This window comes from Roseovarius gaetbuli (assembly GCF_900172365.1).
In the GTDB taxonomy this organism is placed as follows: Bacteria; Pseudomonadota; Alphaproteobacteria; order Rhodobacterales; family Rhodobacteraceae; genus Roseovarius; species Roseovarius gaetbuli.
Genome location: NZ_FWFJ01000006.1, coordinates 21300 through 40023 on the forward strand (window position 1 = coordinate 21300; position 18724 = coordinate 40023).

An 18724-nucleotide genomic window follows, 5' to 3' on the forward strand; every position below is an offset into this window, starting at 1 on the left:
AGCTGGGGCAAAAGCGGGGCAAAGGCGGGCAGATGGACAAGCGGAAAACAGGGCAGATGGCCGGGATCGACGTCGGCGGCACCTTTACCGATCTGGTCCAGCTCGACCCAAAGACCGGCACCGTGCGTCTTGCCAAGGTGCCAAGCACCACCGACAATCAGGCCCATGGCGTGATCGAGGCGCTTGCCGCCGCTGACTGTGATCTGGGCACGCTCGACCTTATCGTGCATGGCACGACCACCACCACCAACGCTGTGCTTGAACGCAAGCTAAGCCGCACCGGCATGATCACCACCGCCGGGTTTCGCGATGTGCTTGAACTGGGCCGTCGCACCCGACCACAGCCCTATGGCATGACCGGGCAGTTCACCCCGATCATCCCGCGCGACCTGCGCCTTGAGGTGCCCGAGCGTGTCGATGCGGCCGGTGCGGTCGTGACGCCGCTTGATGAGGCCGCGGTTCTGGCCGCCGGGCAACAGCTGCTGGATCAGGGCTGTATCTCGGTGGTGGTGCATTTCCTGCACGCCTATGCCAACCCCGATCACGAACGTCACGCTGCCGAAATTCTTGCGACGATCTGGCCGAATGATCACATCACCATGGGCCATGCGATCCTGTCGGAAAGCCGCGAGTTTGAACGCGGCGTGACGGCGGCGGTCAATGCCAGCGTCCAGCCCATCCTTGCGCGTTACCTGACCCGGCTCACGAATGAGCTGGCGGCAGGGGGCTATGCCCGCGATGTGTTGGTGATGAACGGCAATGGCGGCATGGTGTCGGCGCGCACCGTCGCGCGCGAGGCGGCCAAGACGGTGATGTCGGGTCCGGCCTCTGGCGTGATGGCGGCGGCCTATACCGGGCGATTGGCGGGGATGGAGAACCTGATCACCTATGACATGGGCGGCACCTCGACCGATGTGGCGCTGATCCGGGGGGCGGAACCGGCCGTGTCAAACGAGATCGAGATCGAATATGCCATGCCGATCCATGTGCCGATGGTCGATGTGCGCACCGTTGGCGCGGGCGGCGGATCAATCGCGCGCGTGAATGCCGCCGGTCTGCTTGAGGTCGGTCCCGAGAGTGCCGGCGCACAGCCCGGCCCGATCTGTTACGGGCGCGGCGGCAAAGAGCCGACGATTTCGGATGCCAATCTGATCCTCGGGCGGCTTAATCCGGCGCAGCTTGCCAAAACCGGGGCTATCGCGCCCGATGCGGTGGCGCGGGTCTTCGCGGCCCGCCTTGGCGATCCCCTGGGCCTTGACGTAACCGCCGCCGCCGAGGCGGTGATCCGTATCGCCAACACCAAGATGGCCGGGGCCATTCGCATGGTGTCGCTGTCGCTTGGGGCCGATCCGCGCGATTTTGCGCTGTTTGCCTTTGGCGGCGCCGGGCCCTTGCATGCCGCCGCCCTTGCGCGGGAATTGGGGCTGCCGCGCGTGCTTGTGCCTGCGCGCCCCGGCATCACCAACGCCATCGGCTGTGTCGTGGCCGATCTGCGCCATGATTTCGTGCGCACGCTGAACACGCCGCTTGATGCCCTGCCAAAGGGCGCCTTGGCCGAGGTCTTTGCCACGCAGGCCGCCGAGGGGGACCGGTTGATCGACCGCGAGACAATTGATCTCAGCGGGCGGCGCTATCTCTATTCGGTGGATATGCAGTTTATCGGCCAGACGCATTTGCTCCGGGTCGATCTGCCGGGGCCTTCGGTGGACAATGCGACGCTTCATGCACTGTTCGAGGCGGCCTATTTCAACCGCTTCCGGGTCAGGCTTGCCGACATCCGCGCCAACCTTGTCAACGCCAACTGCTCGGTGATCGGCGCGCGCGCGCCGCTGGACCTCTCGACGCTGATCGACCCGACGAGCCGCCGCGCCACGATGCAAGAGGCCGAGACCGGGCGGCGGCAGGTCTATTTTGACGCCGCTTGGCACGAGGCGCCGATTTATTGGCGCGATCACCTGCCGCTGGCGTTTCAGATGCCCGGCCCGGCGGTGATCGAGCAGATGGACACCACCACCCTGATCGAGCCGGGCGATGTGGCCACCGGCGACGCGCATGGCAATATCATCATTCATATCGGGGGGCAGCGTCATGACGCTTGATCCGATCACCCTGTCGGTCATTCAGGCCGGATTGCAGCAGGTCTGCGACGAGATGGATCTCGCGTTTTCGCGCGCCGCCTTTTCGCCGGTGATCGCCGAGGCGAATGACCGCTCTGACGGGATTTATGACGCGGTTGATGGCGCGTTGATTGCCCAGGGGGTGGGCGGCTTGCCGGTCTTTGTCGGGACGATGCAATATTCTACCCGCACCCTGATCTCGATGATCAAGGAGGGCCGCGCCGGTGCGCCGGAACCGGGCGATATCTATATCGTCAACGACCCTTACCTTGGCGGCACACATCTGATGGATGTGCGTTTTGCGCGGCCCTATTACCGCGATGGCGCGCTGTTTTGCTGGCTGTCCAATACCGGGCACTGGCCCGATACCGGGGGCGCTGTGCCCGGCGGGTTTTCGGCCTCGGCCACGTCGGTCGAACAAGAGGGGCTGCGCCTGCCGCCCGTAAAGCTGTTCAAGCGCGGGGTGATGGACGCCGAGATTTACGCCATCATCTGCTCCAACATCCGCGTCGCCGATCAGAGGATTGGCGACGTCACGGCGCAGGCGGCGGCGCTTGATCTTGGCGCGGCGCGGCTTGATGCGCTTTTGGATCGCTATGGCGATGATGTGGTTGCGGCGGCGATTGCCGAATTGCGCAGCCGCGCGGCGGCGCAGATGCGCAGCTTTATTGACGGGATCGCGCCGGGAACGCACCGTGCAACCGCCTATGTCGATAGCGACGGCGTGGTGAACGAACCGCTTGAAATCCAGCTCACCGTGACCCGCGAGGGCGAGGATCTGTTGTTTGATTTCACCGGCTCAAGCGCGCCCTGCCGGGGGCCGATGAATTCGGTGCGCGCGACGACGCTTAGCTCGGTTTACCTGGCGATGCGCCATATCTTCCCCGAGGTCCCGATCAGTGCCGGCGCGTTCGAGCCACTGCGCGTGACGGGGATCGAGGGCACCTTTCTCGACGCGCGTTATCCGCGCCCGGTCTCTGGCTGTGCCGCCGAGGTCAGCCAGCGGATCGCCGAGGCGGTCTTTGCCGCGCTTGTGGCCGCTTTGCCGGAGCGGGTCACTGCCGCCCCTGCGGGCACCAGCGGCAATTTCGCGCTTGGCGGGCATGACCCCGAAAAAGGCCGCGATTTCGTGATGTATCAGCTGTCTGGCGGCGGCTATGGCGGCTCTGTCATGGGCGACGGGCTTAGCAATGGCTGCTCGACGATCGGCATATCCAAGGCGCCGCCGGTCGAGGTGATGGAACAGGCCTTTCCGGTGCTCTATCACCGCTACGCGCTGCGCGAAGGATCGGGAGGGGCGGGGAAGCATCGCGGCGGTTTCGGCCTTGAATACGAGGTCGAGTTGCGCCGGGGGGCCGCGCAGGCCAGTTTCGTGATGGATCACGGGCGCTTCGGGCCGCAGGGCGCGCTTGGCGGGTCTGATGGCGCGGTCAATGAGGTGACCGTCTGGCAGGCGGGTGCGCCGCATGTGCCGGTGCACCTTTCGAAGGAACAGGATATTCCGCTGGCGCCGGGTGACAGGGTCTGCGTGCGTACCCCCGGCGGAGGCGGCTATGGCAACCCCTTTGCCCGCGATCCATCGGCGGTGTCCGAAGATGTCAGGCTTGGGCGGTATACCCGGGCCGAGGGCGAGGCCTTGTTTGGCGTGGTGTTGCAGGATGGCCCTGCCTGCGCCGTTGATGTTGAGGCAACGCGAGTGCTGCGATCTGGCCGGTCGGGTTAAGGCGTAGAGTGGGTGAAACCCACGTCTGCTCTGATGACACAGACGCAGCTCTTGTTGGCGAGGCGACCGCCCGGGATAAAGACGGCGAAGGTGAGTGGTTGGATTGGTCTGTGTATGAGCCCCTGAAATCTCAGTATTCGTTGTCCAAAGGTCTGTTGTAATACGAAACTAAATACGGCGAGGTGACCGTTGAAGTGCCAGATCGGGGCAGCGATTTTCTGATGGTCGAGCGCAACCAGTGGAAAGGCTACAAGTGGTTGATCGTTGTCGAGCCGGACGAGCAGATACCGCATCGGTTCAGCTTTGTGGTCCATTCGGTCAGTCGACATACTTATACCAAGAATATCGAAGGATGCCGTTTGCTGGCAAAGCAGGGCGAAGTCTGGCAGTTGACGCACAGGCTGGAAAATGGCGAGAGCGTGAAGAGGTCAAAATATATGCTCTAGACCAGAGCCACGCCGAATGATGAAGCAGAGTATGCGGTTGTTCGGCAGGGCATCGCCAGAACGGTGTTCAGTTGCAAACTCCCTGAGAAAAAACATGTGTGGGTAGTGCGAAATTGGGCCAAGCTTTGCTTCGCGTATATGCGCAGGAAAACGCTATTTCCGCCTGGCCTGCGATAGAAGGCCGGATTGCCGATCGTCTGAAAAATATTTTTCAGTTTGAAGTGTATGGGGTGAGATAATGGCGGATTTCAAAAAATCGAAAGATGGCTGCCCGTCGTCAGAGTTTTTGGCACCACTGGCGGCCTAAACTAAGAGAGGGTTCGGCTCATCTGGTTGGTTGGGATTAAGGGGTTAATTTGTAATGGAGTATTATTTCAACAGGCTGAGATCAGGTCGGCCTGTTAGCGGACCAGCCGTTTCATTCGATATGCGACGCGTTTTGTCGCAAGGCTGGCGGCATGATGCGCGGGCCGTTCAAGGCGCTGAGCGCAAGTATGATGTGCGCGGTGAGGCGGTTGTCGCCGATCTGGGTGACGGCCGATACCTGTTTGCACTTATCGGCAGCAATGAGATGGCCGAGCGCGCCTATTGGGATCTGATGGGCGATGACCATGATCGCGGCGCGCTGCTGCGGGCAATCCGCCGACAAAAGGGACTGTGCTTTCCTACCGCGGCACCGACAGCGGCATCGACCTCCTGCGCGGCTGGTTTGTTGGTACAGGCGATATCCTAACTGGCACTCAGGCCGGTCACGCGCTGGATTTCTATAACCGGATCGCTGCCAATCACGACGAAAATGGCCCGGATAACAACCTCGTCCTTACAGGCCATTGCCCTCGGCAACGAACTGGCCGAGCTGACACACGCGCTTTTTGTGCCGCGATACCTATCCTGCTAATGTAGGGTGGGTGAAACCCACGCGCATTGGCGGTCAGATAGGGACAGGTCAGATCGCGGTTTTGACGGCGCTCACGACATCGTTGATCACCCGGTCAAGCAGGGCCGGGTCAATCGCCTCGGCCATCACCCGGATCAGCGGCTCGGTCCCGGATTTGCGGATAAGAAGGCGGCCGTCGCGCCCCAGATCCTTTTCGGCCTTCGCAATCGCGGTCTGCACGACGTCGGTTTCCAGCGGCGCGGTGCTGGCGGAATAGCGCAGGTTGATGAGCTTTTGGGGAACCGGCTGAAACACGCGGGCAAGTGCGCTTGCCTTTTCGCCGGTTTCCACCATGCAGGCCAGAAATTGCAGCGCTCCGATCAGGCCGTCGCCGGTGGTGGCGTAATCGGTCATCACGATGTGGCCCGATTGTTCCCCGCCCAGGTTGTGCCCGTCGGCGCGCATGGCCTCGACAACATAGCGGTCGCCCACGGCGGTGCGCTTGAGGCCAACGCCCTGACCCTCAAGATAGCGCTCAAGCCCGAGGTTGGACATCACCGTGGCCACCAGAGTATTGCCCGCAAGCCGCCCCTCCTGCGCCCAGCGGCTGGCGATCAGGCCCATGATCTGATCGCCGTCGGCGACGCGCCCGGTTTCGTCGATAAGGACCACGCGATCCGCGTCGCCATCCAGACAGATGCCGATATCTGCGCGGGTTTCCACAACCTTGCGCGCTGCCGTTTCCGGGTGGGTCGAGCCGCAATCGAGATTGATGTTGCGCCCGTTTGGCTCAACCCCGATGGCAATGACCTCGGCGCCCAGCTCCCAGAGGACCTCGGGGGCGGTGCGATAGGCCGCGCCATTGGCACAATCCAGAACGATGCGCAGCCCATCCAGACGCTTGCGCTGCGGGAAGGTGGTTTTGGCATATTCCACATAGCGCCCGCGCGCGTCCTCGATGCGCTTGGCGCGACCGATGTTGTCGGGGACGGCAGGGGTGACACCCGTGTCCAACAGCGCCTCGATGCCGGCCTCTGCCTCGTCGCTAAGCTTGAAGCCGTCGGGACCGAACAGCTTGATTCCATTGTCGCTTGCGGGGTTGTGGCTTGCAGAGATCATCACGCCGACATCGGCGCGCATGCTATGGGTGAGATACCCGATTGCGGGGGTGGGCACCGGGCCAAGCAACAGGACGTTCACACCGGTCGAGGCGAAACCTGCGGTCAGCGCGTATTCGATCATATAGCCGGAAAGCCGCGTATCCTTGCCGATCACGACGCGGTGCTCGTGCTGGTCGCGGCGAAAATAGCGCCCCGCCGCAGCGCCAAGACGCAGCGCCATATCGGCGGTCATCGGCCAGCTGTTCGCGCGTCCGCGCACGCCATCTGTCCCAAAGAGTTTCTGACCCATAAATCCGCTCCTGAGCAATGTTTTGATAGGGCCAGTGGCCCGGCGCTAGTCTTGCCCTCTTACAACGCCGCGCCTGTTCTGTCCAATAGCTGCGTCCTTGGCGATTTGCCGCGTCCTGTCGTCGTTGACACTTTTGCCAGTGCACCGCATTACAGGCCAATATCAGCGGCGAAAGCGAGGGGTGGTAAACATGAAAATTGCAATGATCGGGACCGGTTATGTCGGGCTTGTGTCCGGGGTTTGTTTTTCGGATTTCGGGCATGATGTGGTTTGCGTCGACAAGAACCCTGAAAAGATCGCCATGCTGGAGCGCGGCGAAGTGCCGATTTTCGAGCCGGGCCTTGATACGCTCATGGCCAAGAATGTCGAGGCGGGGCGGCTGACCTTTACCACCGATCTTGCGGCGGCCATTGACGGCGCCGAGGCGGTTTTCATCGCCGTGGGCACGCCGACGCGGCGCGGCGACGGGCATGCTGATCTGACCTATGTGATGGCCGCTGCCGAAGAGATCGCCCATGCGGCGAAGGATTACGTAGTGATCGTCACCAAATCCACCGTGCCCGTCGGTACCAATCGCCAGGTCAAGCAGGTGATCAAAAAGGCCCGTCCGGACCTTGATTTTGATGTGGCCAGCAACCCCGAATTCCTACGCGAAGGGGCCGCGATCGACGACTTCATGAAGCCCGACCGCGTGGTTGTCGGCGTGCAGACAGAGCGCGCCGCAGAGGTGATGGCCGATATCTATCGCCCGCTGTACCTGCGCGAATTTCCGATCCTGACCACCGATCTGGAAAGCGCCGAGATGGTCAAATATGCCGCCAATGCGTTTCTGGCGGTCAAGATCACCTTTATCAACGAGATTGCGGCGCTGTGCGAACGCACCGGCGCGGATGTGAAACAGGTCAGCAAGGGCATGGGCCTTGATGGTCGCATCGGCAATAAATTCCTGCATGCCGGGCCCGGTTATGGCGGGTCGTGCTTTCCCAAGGATACCAAGGCCCTTGCCCGGATCGGACAGGACCACGGGCTTCCGATGCAGATCACCGAAACGGTCATCAAGGTCAACGAAGAGGTCAAGCGCCGGATGATCGACAAGCTTCTCGATCTCTGCAACGGAAGCTTTAACGGCAAGACCATCGCCGTGCTTGGCGTGACCTTCAAGCCCAACACCGACGACATGCGCGACGCGCCCAGCCTGACGATCATTCCCGCCTTGGTGGGGGCCGGCGCCAAGGTGCGGGTCGCCGACCCGCAGGGGCAGCGCGAAGGCGAGGCGCTTTTGCCCGGTGTGGTCTGGCAGGAAGATCCCTATAAATGCGCGCATAACGCCGACCTTCTGGTGATCCTGACCGAGTGGAACGAATTTCGCGCGCTCGACCTCAAACGCATTGCGCGCAAGATGAACACCCCCTGCCTTGCCGATTTGCGCAATATCTATTCGATTCAGGATGCCAAGCGCGCCGGTTTTGAAGCCTATGAAAGCATCGGTCGCGCAGGGTTTGCCCGCAAACCGGCAGAGGGCGATAGCTGATTTCGGCGGGTCACCGCAAAGGTGGCGGTAACGTCTGAAAACCGCGCGTTGCCGCCCCCGAGGCCGGATGTCAAAGGATGACATCCTCGATCGTCTTGGGATGCTCGGTGATCTGTTCATAGCCGTCTTCGGTGATGATAAAGCTATCACCCACCTGCGCGCGGAAATCCGCGACGCTGACCGAGCCATCGACCGCAAGAACCATGCCCGGTTGCAGGATCGTGCTATCGCCGGTCACAAGCTGTGGCTTTTCGAGAAAGCTGTACCCTGTCGCGCGCCCGCAGCGGAAGGGATAGTCGTAGCCCGCGCCCTGAATGACCTCGCCATAGGCGGCATGCACGCTTTCGGCGCTTACGCCGGGGCGCAGGGCGGCAAGCGCGGCCTGTTGGCTGGCAAGGGCGACCTCATAGACGGCGGCCTGTGATTTATCCGCGATCTCGCCGATCCAGAAGGTCCGGTCAAAGCCAAGCTTGAAGCGGTGAAAATTGGTCATCCCGCAAAAGCACAAAAATACCGGCTCGCCGCGTTGCATCACCCGCGTGCTGGCGCGGTGGTGGGTTTTGGTGATCTCGGGACCAGAGGCCATGATCTGGAGGAAATGCGTGTTGGGCGACATATCGGCATCATCGTAATGCGCGGCGAGCAAGGCGGCGGCGGTGCGCGTGCCTGCCTCTGTGGTGGCAAGGGCGACCTCGAATTCCGCCACGCCTGCGCCAATCGCGGCGCGCCCGGCGGCCATCATCGCGGTAGCGACTTCTCCGGCGTGGCGGGCAAGTTGTAACTCCTGCGGTGTCTTGATCATCCGCATGTCGGCCAGCAAGGGAGTGACATTGCCCAGCGTTGCGCCCTCGACCAGCGTGTCGACATAACCGCGCACAAGCGGCGGCATTTGATCGGGCTCGATTCCCACGCGCGTCGCGCCGCGCAGGGCCGCGGGCAGTTCGGCGCGCCACTCGTCGCCCGCGCCATCGTTCCAGGCGGCAATCCGGTCGACCTTGGCGGCGGCTTCGGCCATCACAAGATCAATCACCGGCGTGATCAAAAGCGTGTCGCCCTCGCGCGGCACCACGAGGATCGTCGGGCGGCCAAATTCCATATGCAGGTAATCGTAATACCCGGTGAGGTAATAAACGTTGTCATCGTCCGTGATCAGCGCCACGTCGATCCCGGCGGTTTTCATCCGCGCACGCAGCGCATTCATGCGGGCATCATACATCGGCCTCACCTTTCAATTGCTGCTCGACCAGGGCGACCCAAAAGGATGATCCGGGCACAAGGGCGGCATCGTTGAAATCATAATCCGCCGAGTGCAGCGGTTGCGCATGGCTGCCCTCAACCCCGTTGCCCATCAGCACGAAAGCCCCCGGCACGGCCGCTGCCATATGCGCGAAATCCTCTGAGAAAAGCTTGGGCGGGCAATCGCCGTCCACCACATTTGCGATCCTCTTTGCGGCCTCGGTGGCGGCGCGGGCCGCTTGCGGCGCGTTGATGGTGGGCGGAAACAGCGTGTTATAGCTCACCGTGGCGGTGACGCCATGCGCGGCCGCGATGCCCGCCGCGATCTGGCGCATCGCCGCCTCGATCGCGGTGTTGGTGTCGGGGGTCAGGGCGCGGCAATCCCCGCGTAGTGTGGCACGGCCGGGCAAGACATTGCGCCGCCCGTCGGTGACGAATTCGGTGACCGAAACAACGCCATTCTGTGCCGGGTCAAGCTTGCGCGCGACGATGGTTTGCAGCGCGCCAACAAGCTCGGCCCCCACGGTGATCGCATCGACCCCCATATGCGGCAGGGCGGCATGACCACCGCGCGCGGTGATTTCGATCTCAAACAGCGATTCCGCGGCGGTGATCGGCCCGGCACGGGTCGCGAAGGAGCCGACCGCCAGCCCCGGAATATTGTGGATGCCAAAAACCTCATCCACCGGGAAACGGTCAAAAAGCCCATCGGCGATCATTGCGGCGGCGCCTTCGCCAAATTCTTCGTTCGGCTGAAAGACGAACACGGCGCGCCCGCTGAAATCCCCTGTTTCGGCAAGGTGTTTCGCCGCCCCAAGCGCCATCGTCATATGCCCGTCATGGCCGCAGGCATGCATCTTGCCGGGGTTGGCCGAGCGATGCGCAAAGCCGTTCGCCTCGGCGATCGGCAGGGCATCCATATCGGCGCGAATGGCAATGCTGCGCGGGCCATTGCCCTTCTGCAGCACGCCGACAACGCCGGTCTGGCCAATCGCGGTATGCACCTCAAGGCCAAAGCCTCGAAGCAACTCCGCGACCCGCGCGGAGGTATGGTCGAGATCGAACTCCAGCTCTGGATGACGGTGAAAATCATGCCGCCAGCCGATCATCTCATCACGCAGGTTTTCGGTTTTATGCATCACGGGGCCGCCCTTTTTCCCGCCACCCTGTCGGATTTCGCAATTCCGCTCAAGCCTTATGGTCAAGACCTGCAAATCCGGCGTAAGCTCCGGGGCAATGAGACCACCGGAGGGGCCAGTCATGAAAACCGTCATCGTCACAGGGGCCGCCCGTGGGATCGGCCTTGCCACCACAAAGCAGTTTCTCGACCAGGGCTGGCGTGTGGTCATGGTCGACCGCGACGAACCGGCGCTTGAACAAGCCGCCCTTGGGCTTGTGGGCGTCGATCCGGTGGTTTGCGACGTGTCACAGCCCGATCAGGTGGCGCAGATGGCGGCGCATGTCATGGCAACAAGCGAGAGCGTTGATGCGCTTGTGAATAACGCAGGGGTTGCCGATTTCGGCCCCATCGCCGAGACCGATTTTGCCCGCTGGCGGACGGTCATGGAGACCAACCTTGATGGTGTGTTCCTGACAAGTCAGGCCCTGCGCGAGGGGCTATGTGCCGCGCGCGGCGCGATCGTGAATATCGCCTCGATTTCGGGTCTGCGGGCCTCGACCCTCAGGGTGGCCTATGGCACCTCGAAGGCCGCCGTTAAGCATCTGACCCAACAGCAGGCGGCGGAATTGGGCGAGTTTGGCGTGCGCGCCAATTGCGTCTGTCCGGGGCCGGTGGCGACCAAGCTTGCTATGGCGGTGCACAGCCCGGCGATCATCGCGGCCTATCACGACGCCATTCCTTTGAACCGCTATGGCACTGAGGATGAAATCGCCTCGATGATTACCTTCCTTTGCTCAGAAAAGGCCAGCTATGTCACCGGTCAGATCATCGCCGTCGATGGCGGCTTCGAGTCGACCGGTATCGGCCTGCCCGACCTGCGCTAGGGGCGGATCTTCGCGCCTGACAGCGCGTCTCGCGGCGGTGTCACCATTCGATCTGTTTGCCCGTCAGGACCTCGAAGGTTTCAAGCCGGTCACCGTTGACCCAAGCATAGCTGCCGTCATCGGTGTGCACCAAAAGATAGGGCGTCCAGCCGGTGCTGCGCCACCAGCTCTCGTATTCGTTGGTGTCCGGATTGACCCGCCAGCGGCCATCATCAGAGCGCCCGCCTTCGGTTGAATAGGTGGTGGTCCCATTGGCATCGAAATACTGGCGATAGCGGGTGCCCGACCAAGTGCCGACAATCGTATTGCCGGTCAGAAGGCTGGCAATTTCCTCTGCCGTGGCAGAGGTAGGAGCCGCCGCGACAGGCAGGCAGGGCGCCAGCGTGGTGGCCAAAACAGCGGCGACGAAACATCTGCGGCGCATGGGTGGTCCTCTTGCTTAGACTGCCTCAGTGTTGCAAATCCCGCAGCGGGACGCGACTCAATTTTACCGGGTCGCGCGCCAAGCGCCCCAACGTCAGGTCGGCGAAATCAGGATGGCCCTAAAATCGTTGACATTGGTCAGGGTCGGGCCGGTCACCACCTGATCGCCAATCGCGCCGAAAAATCCGTGCGCGTCATTGGCCGCAAGCGCCTTTTGCGCATCGCATCCCACCCCGCGCGCCTTGCTTAGCGTATCAGGCCCGATCATCGCCCCGGCCACCTCTGCGGCGCCATCAACGCCGTCGGTGTCACAGGCAATCGCGTGAATGCCCGGCGCGCCGTCAAGCGCGAGGGCCAATGCCAGCGCGTATTCGGCGTTCGGCCCGCCGATCCCGTTGCCGCGCCGGGTTACGGTCAACTCGCCGCCAGAGAGCAAAAGCACCGGCGTGGCCCCTGCGCCAAAGCCTGCCTGTATTTTCAACGCCTCTGCGGCATGCGCGCGCGCCACGTCGCGGGCTTCACCCTCAAGCGCGTCGCCGAGACTCTGCGCCGTGATCCCGTGCTCGCGCGCCAGATCGGCGGCGGCGGCAAGAGATTGCGACGGCGCGGCGTAAATCACGTTCTTCACCTTGCTCAGGCGGATGTCATCCGGCGCGATCACTCCGCTTTGCCCCGCGAGAGCCACCTGCGCCGCCTCTGGTACTTCGATCTTGAACCGCTCAAGAATGGCGCGGGCGTCGGCGGGGGTGCTGGTCTCGCCCACGGTCGGGCCCGATCCGATCTGACCCGGATCGTCGCCCGGCACATCCGAAATCATCAAGGCCATCAGCCGCGCAGGATAGGCCGCCGCGGCCAACTGCCCGCCCTTGACCCGGCTCAGATGTTTGCGCACCACGTTCATCTGGCCAATCGGCGCGCCGGAGGATAGAAGTGCTGCGTTCACCGCCTGCTTTTCGGCCAATGTCATCTCGCCCGCAGGTTGCACCAAAAGCGCCGAGGCCCCGCCAGAGATCAGCGCAAGCACCATGTCGCCCTCGCCAAGCCTCGCCACCAGATCAAGCATCCTTGCGGTCGCGCCAAGTCCTGCCTCGTCCGGCACCGGATGCGCGGCCTCGACGATCTCAATGCCCTGACAGGGGCGCGCGTAACCATAACGCGTGATCACCAACCCCTCGCAGGGGCCATAGACCGCCTCGACCGCCTCGGCCATGCGCGCGCTTGCCTTGCCGGCGCCGATCACCACCAGCCGCCCCTCGGGGCGTGGCGGCAGGGCGTGGTGCAGGCTCTGCATCGGGTCGGCCACCGCCACGGCTCGGTCAAACAGGTCGCGCAAAAAGGTCAGCGGCTCAGGCAGCTTGGTCATGTTCATATCCTCAAAGGCATCTCTCCGGGCGCACCCTAGCGGCCTTGGATCATGGGCAAAAGGCCCCGCTCGTCCGGCGCGCGCATTTTCATCGTTCCAGAAGTACTCCCGCCGGAGGCATCCTGCCCTTGCCATGCGCGCGCCGCAGACGCAGAGCGCGTTCAGCTTGACAATCAAGGGCGCGCGCGCGACAGACGCGGCCATGATGACAAGCTTTCTTCAGGTGGCGATTGGCGGTGCGTTCGGCGCCAGCCTGCGCTATGGTGCGACCCTTGCGCTGTTGCGCGTGAACGGGCCCGGCTTTCCCTTGGGCGTGATCACTGTCAATGTTCTGGGCTCTTTCCTGATGGGGGTTTTCATGGTCCTTTCTTTCCACCGCGATCTTGGTTATCTCAATCCGCTTGTGATGACCGGAATTCTTGGCGGTTTCACGACGTTTTCCGCCTTTTCACTTGAGGCCTATACCCTTTTCGAGCGGGGACAGTTCGGCGCGGCGGCGGCCTATGTGCTGTTGTCGGTCACACTGTCTCTGGCGGCGCTCGTTCTCGGGGTCTGGCTGGCACGGATGGTATGGGCATGAGCAGCGTACAGATATTGACGGTCGCGGTGGATGATGGCGATCAGCGGCTGGATCGCTGGTTGCGGCGCATATTCCCGCATCTCGGGCAGGTTCAGATCGAAAAGCTTTGCCGCAAGGGCGAGTTCCGCGTCGATGGCGGGCGGGTCAAACCGGCCACGCGCCTTGTCGCGGGCCAGCAGGTGCGCATTCCGCCGCTGCCAAGACCGGGCGACAAGCCCGAGGTTTATACCTCGCGGGTCAGTGCCGCCGACGCGCGCATGATCCAGTCCTGCGTGATTTACCGCGACGATCACATTATCGCGCTGAACAAACCCCCCGGCCTGCCGGTGCAGGGCGGCAGCAAGCAGTCGCGCCATGTCGATGGCATGGCCGAGGCGCTGACCTTCGGGATGGAGGAAAAGCCGAAACTGGTGCATCGGCTCGACAAGGACACATCGGGCGTCTTGCTTCTGGCGCGCACCCGCGAGGCGGCGCGCGGGTTGACGGCGGCGTTCCGGCATCGCGCCACGCGCAAGATCTACTGGGCCGCTGTCGCAGGCGTGCCCAACCCGCGGATCGGCACGATCCGCTATGCCCTGGTCAAGGCGCCAGGGCATGGCGCCAAGGGCGAGGGGGAAAAGATGATCTGCGTGCATCCGCGCGATGTCGACGCCACCCCCGGCGCCAAGACAGCCACTACCGATTACGCGGTGATCGAGGCCGCAGGCGGGCGCACCGCCTGGATGGCGCTTATTCCGGTCACCGGGCGCACCCATCAGCTTCGCGCGCATATGGCCGAGATCGGGCATCCGATCATCGGCGACGGCAAATACGGCGGCTCGGGGCAGGAAAACCTTGGCGATGGCTGGGGCGCACAGCTTGGCGGCGATATCAGCCGCAAATTGCACCTGCATGCCCGCTCGCTCACCATCGAGCACCCGGTCAGCAAGGCGGTACTGCATATCACGGCGCCCTTGCCCGAGCATATGCAGCGCACCTGGGACATGTTCCAATGGATCCCGAGCGAGGCCCCCGATGACCCGCTTGAGGATATGGCATGACGGCACCGCTGCGGCTTGTCATCTTTGATGTCGACGGCACGCTGGTCGATAGCCAGGGCGATATCGTGGCGGCGATGACCCATGCTTTTGAACGCGCGGATCACCCGGCGCCGGATCATTCGGCGGTTCTGGGGATTGTCGGGCTGTCGCTTGACGTGGCGATCCCGCGTCTGGCGCCGGATTTGCCCGCGACGATCCATGCCGAGATCGTGCAGGCCTATAAGGATGCCTATATGGGCCTTCGGGCGCAATCGGGCGTGGCGGTCTCTTCGCCGCTTTATCCACATGCGCGCGACACGCTTGAGGCGCTGCATGCTGTGCCCGAAACCCTGCTTGGCGTGGCCACGGGGAAATCCATGCGCGGGCTGGACAAGCTTTTGGACGGGCATGACCTGCGGCATCTTTTCGTCACCCGCCAGGTCAGCGACCACCATCCATCAAAACCGCATCCCTCGATGATTCAAGCCGCCCTCTCGGAGACCGGGGTTGCGCCTGAAAACGCGGTGATGATTGGCGATACCAGCTTTGACATGGAAATGGCGCGCGCCGCCGGGGTGCGGGGGATCGGGGTCACCTGGGGCTATCACGCCCCCGAGGCGCTTGGCGCAGCGAGCACGATCCTGAGCGATTTTCGCGATTTGCCCGGCGTGCTTGACCAGCTTTGGAGATAACGAGATGAGCGCATGGAAAGCCAAGCGGTTCTGGAAGACCGCAACCGTGACCGAGGCACCGGGCGGTTTTGCCGTGCATCTTGACGCGCGCCCCGTGCGGACCCCCGCCAAGGCGCCGCTGGTGGTGCCAACCCGCGCGTTGGCCGAAGAAATCGCGCGTGAATGGGATGCGGTGGACGAGAAGATCGACCCGTCGAAAATGCCCTATACCCGCTCGGCCAATGCGGCGATCGACAAGGTCGCGCACCAGCACGCCGAAGTGGCCCAGATGATTGCCGATTACGGCGATGCCGATCTTGTATGTTACCGGGCTGAAACGCCCCAGGAATTGACCGAGCGTCAGGCCGAGGCCTGGGACCCGCTCTTGGATTGGGCCGATTCGGTCCTTAAGGTTAAACTCCTTCCGGTTGTGGGTGTTGTGCATTCTCCCCAGGATCCGATCGCGCTTGCGCATCTGCATCACCGGGTGGAAGCGCTGGATTCTTGGGCACTTACCGCGTTTCACGATCTCGTGAGCCTCAGCGGATCACTGGTGATTGGCTTTGCCGCTTTGCATGATCTGCACCCGGCTGAAACGCTCTGGGGGCTGTCCCGGGTGGACGAAACCTGGCAACAAGAGCAATGGGGTAGCGATGAAGAGGCGCTATTCATGGCGTCGCGGAAAGAAAGTGACTTTCTGCACGCCAAGCGCTTTTATGACATTTCGCGGGCCGGTGCCGCGCCACGCCAGTCTAGGTTTACCTAGGGGAAACACTTGGTTTTGCCAGTGTTTTTCGTGAACTATGACTTGACGTTTCGTGATGAATCCACACAAACTTGCGGGCACTGATAGGGGCACTCACCCCTTTAACAGTATGACACCGGCCAATCGGGGCCGAACGAACCACCCTTTAAGGGTGGAAAATCAGGAAGAGGTAAACATGAAAAAAACCGTATTTTTGGGTGCGCTGACTGTCGCTGGCCTTGCGGCTGGCGCTGCTGCTGCCGGCACGTTGGATGACGTGAAAGCGCGCGGCAAGCTGAACTGCGGCGTGACCACAGGTCTGGTTGGCTTCGCAGCCCCCGACGCCAACGGCGTTTGGGAAGGCTTTGACGTTGGCGTATGCCGCGCCGTTGCCGCCGCCGTTCTGGGCGATGCCACAGCCGTCGAATTCGTGCCGACAACCGGCAAGACCCGCTTTACCGCTCTGGCGTCGGGTGAAATCGACATGCTGGCGCGTAACACCACCTGGACATTCTCGCGCGATACCGATCTCAAGTTCGATTTCGTCGGCGTGAACTATTACGACGGCCAGGGCTTTATGGTTCCAAAGGCGCTTGGCGTGACATCGGCCAAGGATCTGAACGGCGCGACCGTTTGTATCCAGACCGGCACCACAACCGAGCTTAACCTTGCGGACTTCTTCCGTAAGAACAACATGGAATACGAGCCCGTTCCGATCGAAACAAATGCTGAAGGCCAGCAGCAGTACCTTGCCGGTGCCTGCGACACCTACACGACAGACGCGTCGGGCCTTGCCTCGACCCGTGCGGCATTTGAAAACCCGACCGAGCACGTCATTCTGCCCGAAATCATCTCGAAAGAGCCGCTTGGCCCGCTCGTGCGCCATGGCGACAACGAATGGGGTGATATCGCGCGTTGGACTTTGAACGCTCTGATCGCGGCCGAAGAACTGGGTATCACCAGCGCGAATGTTGCTGAACTCGGCGCAGCCGCTGGCGGCAGCCCGGAAGTGAACCGTATCCTTGGCACCGAGGGCAACCTTGGCGAGATGATCGGCCTTGACGCCCAGTGGGCCATGCGCGCGATTGCCGCTGGTGGCAACTATGGCGAACTGTTCGAAAAGAACATCGGTGAGAAAACCCCGATCGGTCTGGCCCGTGGCCTGAACGCTCAGTGGACCGATGGCGGCATTCTCTACACACCGCCGTTCCGCTAAAACCTGACCACAAGAGGGCGCGGACATTCCGCGCCCTCTGCATTTCATGGCAATGCAGTGCGGTGCCTCTAGCAAGACGACCAAAATGAACCGGACATGCATCACCAAGATGCGCCTATAAAAAGTTCGGGACACAGGGAACATTTCAATGACAACTCTCACCGACCCTCCTCAGGAGTCGTTCAAGCTCTCTATGCTGCTGAACGATTCGCGTTACAGGTCCATCACGATGCAAGTCATCGCGTTGATCCTTTTGATCACGGCGTTCTGGTATTTGGGTTCAAACCTGATGGCGAACCTACGGGCGCAGGGTCTGAACATTTCTTACGAGTTTCTGAACAGCGCGGCTGGATATGACATCAACCAGACGCTTATCCCCTACACAAGTCAGTCGACCAACCTTCAAGCTGCGCTTGTCGGGATAATCAACACGCTGCTTGTTGCCTTCCTCGCCTGTATTACGGCGACGGTGTTCGGGGTTCTGGCCGGTGTTCTGCGCCTGTCCAACAACTGGCTCGTGCGCAAGCTGATGTCGGTTTACGTCGAGATTTTCCGTAATATTCCCGTGCTGATCTGGATCCTGATCATCTATACGGTCATGACAGTGTCGATGCCGGCCCCGAATGCGTTTCGCGGCGAGACCCCGACAGCCACGATGCTGTTTGACGCCGTGGCGTTTACTAACCGTGGCGTCTATATTCCCGCGCCCATCTGGGGCGCAGGGTCTATGGTGGTCGTTGCGACCTTCTTTGCCTCGCTGATCGGTGTCTTCGCCTATCGGCGCTACGCGACCAAGCTGCTTTTCGATACCGGCCGCCTTCTGCCGATGCTGTGGCCGTCCATCGCGATCCTGATCGTACCGACAGTTCTGATGTTTTTCATCATGGGCTCGCCGATTGGGTTGGAATATCCTGCGCTCAAGGGTTTTAACTTTCGCGGTGGCACACAGATCGGCGCGCCGCTGATTGCGCTCTGGTTCGCTCTGTCGATCTATACCGGGGCCTTCATTGCCGAAAACGTCCGCGCCGGCATCATGGCCGTCAGCCGCGGGCAGACCGAAGCCGCCTCGGCCCTTGGTCTGAGGCCCGGTCGCGTCATGAACCTTGTGGTCCTGCCGCAGGCACTTCGCGTGATCATCCCGCCGCTGATTTCACAATACCTCAACATCACCAAGAACTCGTCTCTGGCGATCCTTGTCGGATACGCCGATATCACCGCGACCCTGGGGGGCATCACCCTCAACCAGACCGGCCGGGCGATTGAATGCGTGCTGTTGCTGATGTTGTTCTATCTCATCATCTCGCTGCTTATTTCGGCGGTGATGAATGTCTACAACAATGCCACCAGGCTGAAGGAGCGCTGA

17 protein-coding genes are annotated in these 18724 nt (G+C 62.1%); 12 read left to right on the forward strand and 5 right to left on the reverse strand.

Annotated features, from left to right (window positions below; translation table 11 throughout):
• The first annotated feature begins 32 nt into the window (after positions 1 to 32).
• The 4 genes from ROG8370_RS04625 (at position 33) to ROG8370_RS04640 (ending at position 5019) form a co-directional block, all read left to right on the forward strand.
• Entirely contained in the window at positions 33 to 2099 is a 2067-nt protein-coding gene (locus ROG8370_RS04625) for a hydantoinase/oxoprolinase family protein (protein WP_085825991.1), read from the forward strand.
• On the forward strand, positions 2089 to 3840 hold the full coding sequence (locus ROG8370_RS04630) for a hydantoinase B/oxoprolinase family protein (protein WP_085825909.1): 1752 nt from the start codon (positions 2089 to 2091) through the stop codon (positions 3838 to 3840). Before ROG8370_RS04625 ends, ROG8370_RS04630 begins: the two co-directional genes overlap by 11 nt.
• Before the next feature lie 182 nt (positions 3841 to 4022).
• Positions 4023 to 4286, forward strand: coding sequence for a hypothetical protein (locus ROG8370_RS04635; RefSeq protein WP_139838042.1), 264 nt, complete (start codon positions 4023 to 4025; stop codon positions 4284 to 4286).
• Positions 4287 to 4647: 361 nt separating this feature from the next.
• Positions 4648 to 5019, forward strand: coding sequence for a hypothetical protein (locus tag ROG8370_RS04640; protein ID WP_139838043.1), 372 nt, complete (start codon positions 4648 to 4650; stop codon positions 5017 to 5019).
• Between the two features lie 213 nt (positions 5020 to 5232).
• Here ROG8370_RS04640 and glmM read toward each other — a convergent pair whose 3' ends face one another.
• Positions 5233 to 6573 (reverse strand): phosphoglucosamine mutase, encoded by a 1341-nt coding sequence (gene glmM, locus ROG8370_RS04645; protein WP_085825912.1) that lies wholly within the window; start codon positions 6571 to 6573, stop codon positions 5233 to 5235.
• 190 nt (positions 6574 to 6763) lie between these two features.
• Here glmM and ROG8370_RS04650 point away from each other — a divergent pair, with 190 nt between their 5' ends.
• Positions 6764 to 8104 (forward strand): UDP-glucose dehydrogenase family protein, encoded by a 1341-nt coding sequence (locus tag ROG8370_RS04650; RefSeq protein WP_085825913.1) that lies wholly within the window; start codon positions 6764 to 6766, stop codon positions 8102 to 8104.
• Between the two features lie 70 nt (positions 8105 to 8174).
• On the opposite strand, the gene ROG8370_RS04655 is transcribed toward ROG8370_RS04650, so the two are convergent.
• Together ROG8370_RS04655 and ROG8370_RS04660 are read right to left on the reverse strand one after the other, a co-directional pair.
• A complete protein-coding gene (locus ROG8370_RS04655) occupies positions 8175 to 9320 on the reverse strand; it encodes a M24 family metallopeptidase (RefSeq protein ID WP_085825914.1) in 1146 nt (381 codons plus the stop codon).
• A complete protein-coding gene (locus ROG8370_RS04660) occupies positions 9313 to 10602 on the reverse strand; it encodes an amidohydrolase (protein WP_306372361.1) in 1290 nt (429 codons plus the stop codon). Before ROG8370_RS04660 ends, ROG8370_RS04655 begins: the two co-directional genes overlap by 8 nt.
• Here ROG8370_RS04660 and ROG8370_RS04665 point away from each other — a divergent pair.
• Positions 10601 to 11344, forward strand: a complete 744-nt coding sequence (locus tag ROG8370_RS04665; protein WP_085825915.1) for an SDR family NAD(P)-dependent oxidoreductase — start codon at positions 10601 to 10603, stop codon at positions 11342 to 11344. The genes ROG8370_RS04660 and ROG8370_RS04665 overlap by 2 nt on opposite strands.
• Positions 11345 to 11384: 40 nt before the next feature.
• Here the strand turns inward: ROG8370_RS04665 and ROG8370_RS04670 are convergent, their stop codons facing one another.
• Both ROG8370_RS04670 and ROG8370_RS04675 read right to left on the reverse strand, forming a co-directional pair.
• On the reverse strand, positions 11385 to 11768 hold the full coding sequence (locus tag ROG8370_RS04670; protein WP_085825916.1) for a hypothetical protein: 384 nt from the start codon (positions 11766 to 11768) through the stop codon (positions 11385 to 11387).
• A gap of 93 nt (positions 11769 to 11861) precedes the next feature.
• Positions 11862 to 13130 (reverse strand): glycerate kinase type-2 family protein, encoded by a 1269-nt coding sequence (locus ROG8370_RS04675; RefSeq protein WP_085825993.1) that lies wholly within the window; start codon positions 13128 to 13130, stop codon positions 11862 to 11864.
• A 202-nt stretch (positions 13131 to 13332) separates the two neighbouring features.
• On the opposite strand from ROG8370_RS04675, the gene crcB reads away from it, so the two are divergent.
• The 6 genes from crcB (at position 13333) to ROG8370_RS04705 (ending at position 18724) form a co-directional block, all read left to right on the forward strand.
• Complete coding sequence (gene crcB / locus ROG8370_RS04680; protein WP_085825994.1) at positions 13333 to 13710, forward strand: fluoride efflux transporter CrcB; 378 nt, start codon at positions 13333 to 13335, stop codon at positions 13708 to 13710.
• Positions 13707 to 14750 carry an RluA family pseudouridine synthase gene (locus ROG8370_RS04685; protein ID WP_085825917.1) on the forward strand — a complete coding sequence of 348 codons (1044 nt, stop codon included), beginning with the start codon at positions 13707 to 13709 and terminating at the stop codon, positions 14748 to 14750. Before crcB ends, ROG8370_RS04685 begins: the two co-directional genes overlap by 4 nt.
• Positions 14747 to 15421 (forward strand): HAD-IA family hydrolase, encoded by a 675-nt coding sequence (locus ROG8370_RS04690; RefSeq protein WP_085825918.1) that lies wholly within the window; start codon positions 14747 to 14749, stop codon positions 15419 to 15421. The genes ROG8370_RS04685 and ROG8370_RS04690 overlap by 4 nt, the downstream gene beginning before the upstream one ends.
• A 4-nt stretch (positions 15422 to 15425) precedes the next feature.
• Positions 15426 to 16166, forward strand: coding sequence for an ATP12 family chaperone protein (locus ROG8370_RS04695; protein ID WP_085825919.1), 741 nt, complete (start codon positions 15426 to 15428; stop codon positions 16164 to 16166).
• Between the two features lie 175 nt (positions 16167 to 16341).
• Complete coding sequence (locus ROG8370_RS04700) at positions 16342 to 17361, forward strand: amino acid ABC transporter substrate-binding protein (RefSeq protein ID WP_085825920.1); 1020 nt, start codon at positions 16342 to 16344, stop codon at positions 17359 to 17361.
• A gap of 148 nt (positions 17362 to 17509) precedes the next feature.
• Positions 17510 to 18724, forward strand: coding sequence for an amino acid ABC transporter permease (locus tag ROG8370_RS04705; RefSeq protein ID WP_085825921.1), 1215 nt, complete (start codon positions 17510 to 17512; stop codon positions 18722 to 18724).

Coding starts and splice junctions, on each gene's coding strand:
- ROG8370_RS04625 (WP_085825991.1), top strand. CDS start 33: ATGGACAAGCGGAAAACAGGGCAGATGGCCGGGATCGACGTCGGCGGC.
- ROG8370_RS04630 (WP_085825909.1), top strand. CDS start 2,089: ATGACGCTTGATCCGATCACCCTGTCGGTCATTCAGGCCGGATTGCAG.
- ROG8370_RS04640 (WP_139838043.1), top strand. CDS start 4,648: ATGGAGTATTATTTCAACAGGCTGAGATCAGGTCGGCCTGTTAGCGGA.
- glmM (WP_085825912.1), bottom strand. CDS start 6,573: ATGGGTCAGAAACTCTTTGGGACAGATGGCGTGCGCGGACGCGCGAAC.
- ROG8370_RS04650 (WP_085825913.1), top strand. CDS start 6,764: ATGAAAATTGCAATGATCGGGACCGGTTATGTCGGGCTTGTGTCCGGG.
- ROG8370_RS04655 (WP_085825914.1), bottom strand. CDS start 9,320: ATGTATGATGCCCGCATGAATGCGCTGCGTGCGCGGATGAAAACCGCC.
- ROG8370_RS04665 (WP_085825915.1), top strand. CDS start 10,601: ATGAAAACCGTCATCGTCACAGGGGCCGCCCGTGGGATCGGCCTTGCC.
- ROG8370_RS04660 (WP_306372361.1), bottom strand. CDS start 10,602: ATGACTGGCCCCTCCGGTGGTCTCATTGCCCCGGAGCTTACGCCGGAT.
- ROG8370_RS04670 (WP_085825916.1), bottom strand. CDS start 11,768: ATGCGCCGCAGATGTTTCGTCGCCGCTGTTTTGGCCACCACGCTGGCG.
- ROG8370_RS04675 (WP_085825993.1), bottom strand. CDS start 13,130: ATGACCAAGCTGCCTGAGCCGCTGACCTTTTTGCGCGACCTGTTTGAC.
- crcB (WP_085825994.1), top strand. CDS start 13,333: ATGATGACAAGCTTTCTTCAGGTGGCGATTGGCGGTGCGTTCGGCGCC.
- ROG8370_RS04685 (WP_085825917.1), top strand. CDS start 13,707: ATGAGCAGCGTACAGATATTGACGGTCGCGGTGGATGATGGCGATCAG.
- ROG8370_RS04690 (WP_085825918.1), top strand. CDS start 14,747: ATGACGGCACCGCTGCGGCTTGTCATCTTTGATGTCGACGGCACGCTG.
- ROG8370_RS04695 (WP_085825919.1), top strand. CDS start 15,426: ATGAGCGCATGGAAAGCCAAGCGGTTCTGGAAGACCGCAACCGTGACC.
- ROG8370_RS04700 (WP_085825920.1), top strand. CDS start 16,342: ATGAAAAAAACCGTATTTTTGGGTGCGCTGACTGTCGCTGGCCTTGCG.
- ROG8370_RS04705 (WP_085825921.1), top strand. CDS start 17,510: ATGACAACTCTCACCGACCCTCCTCAGGAGTCGTTCAAGCTCTCTATG.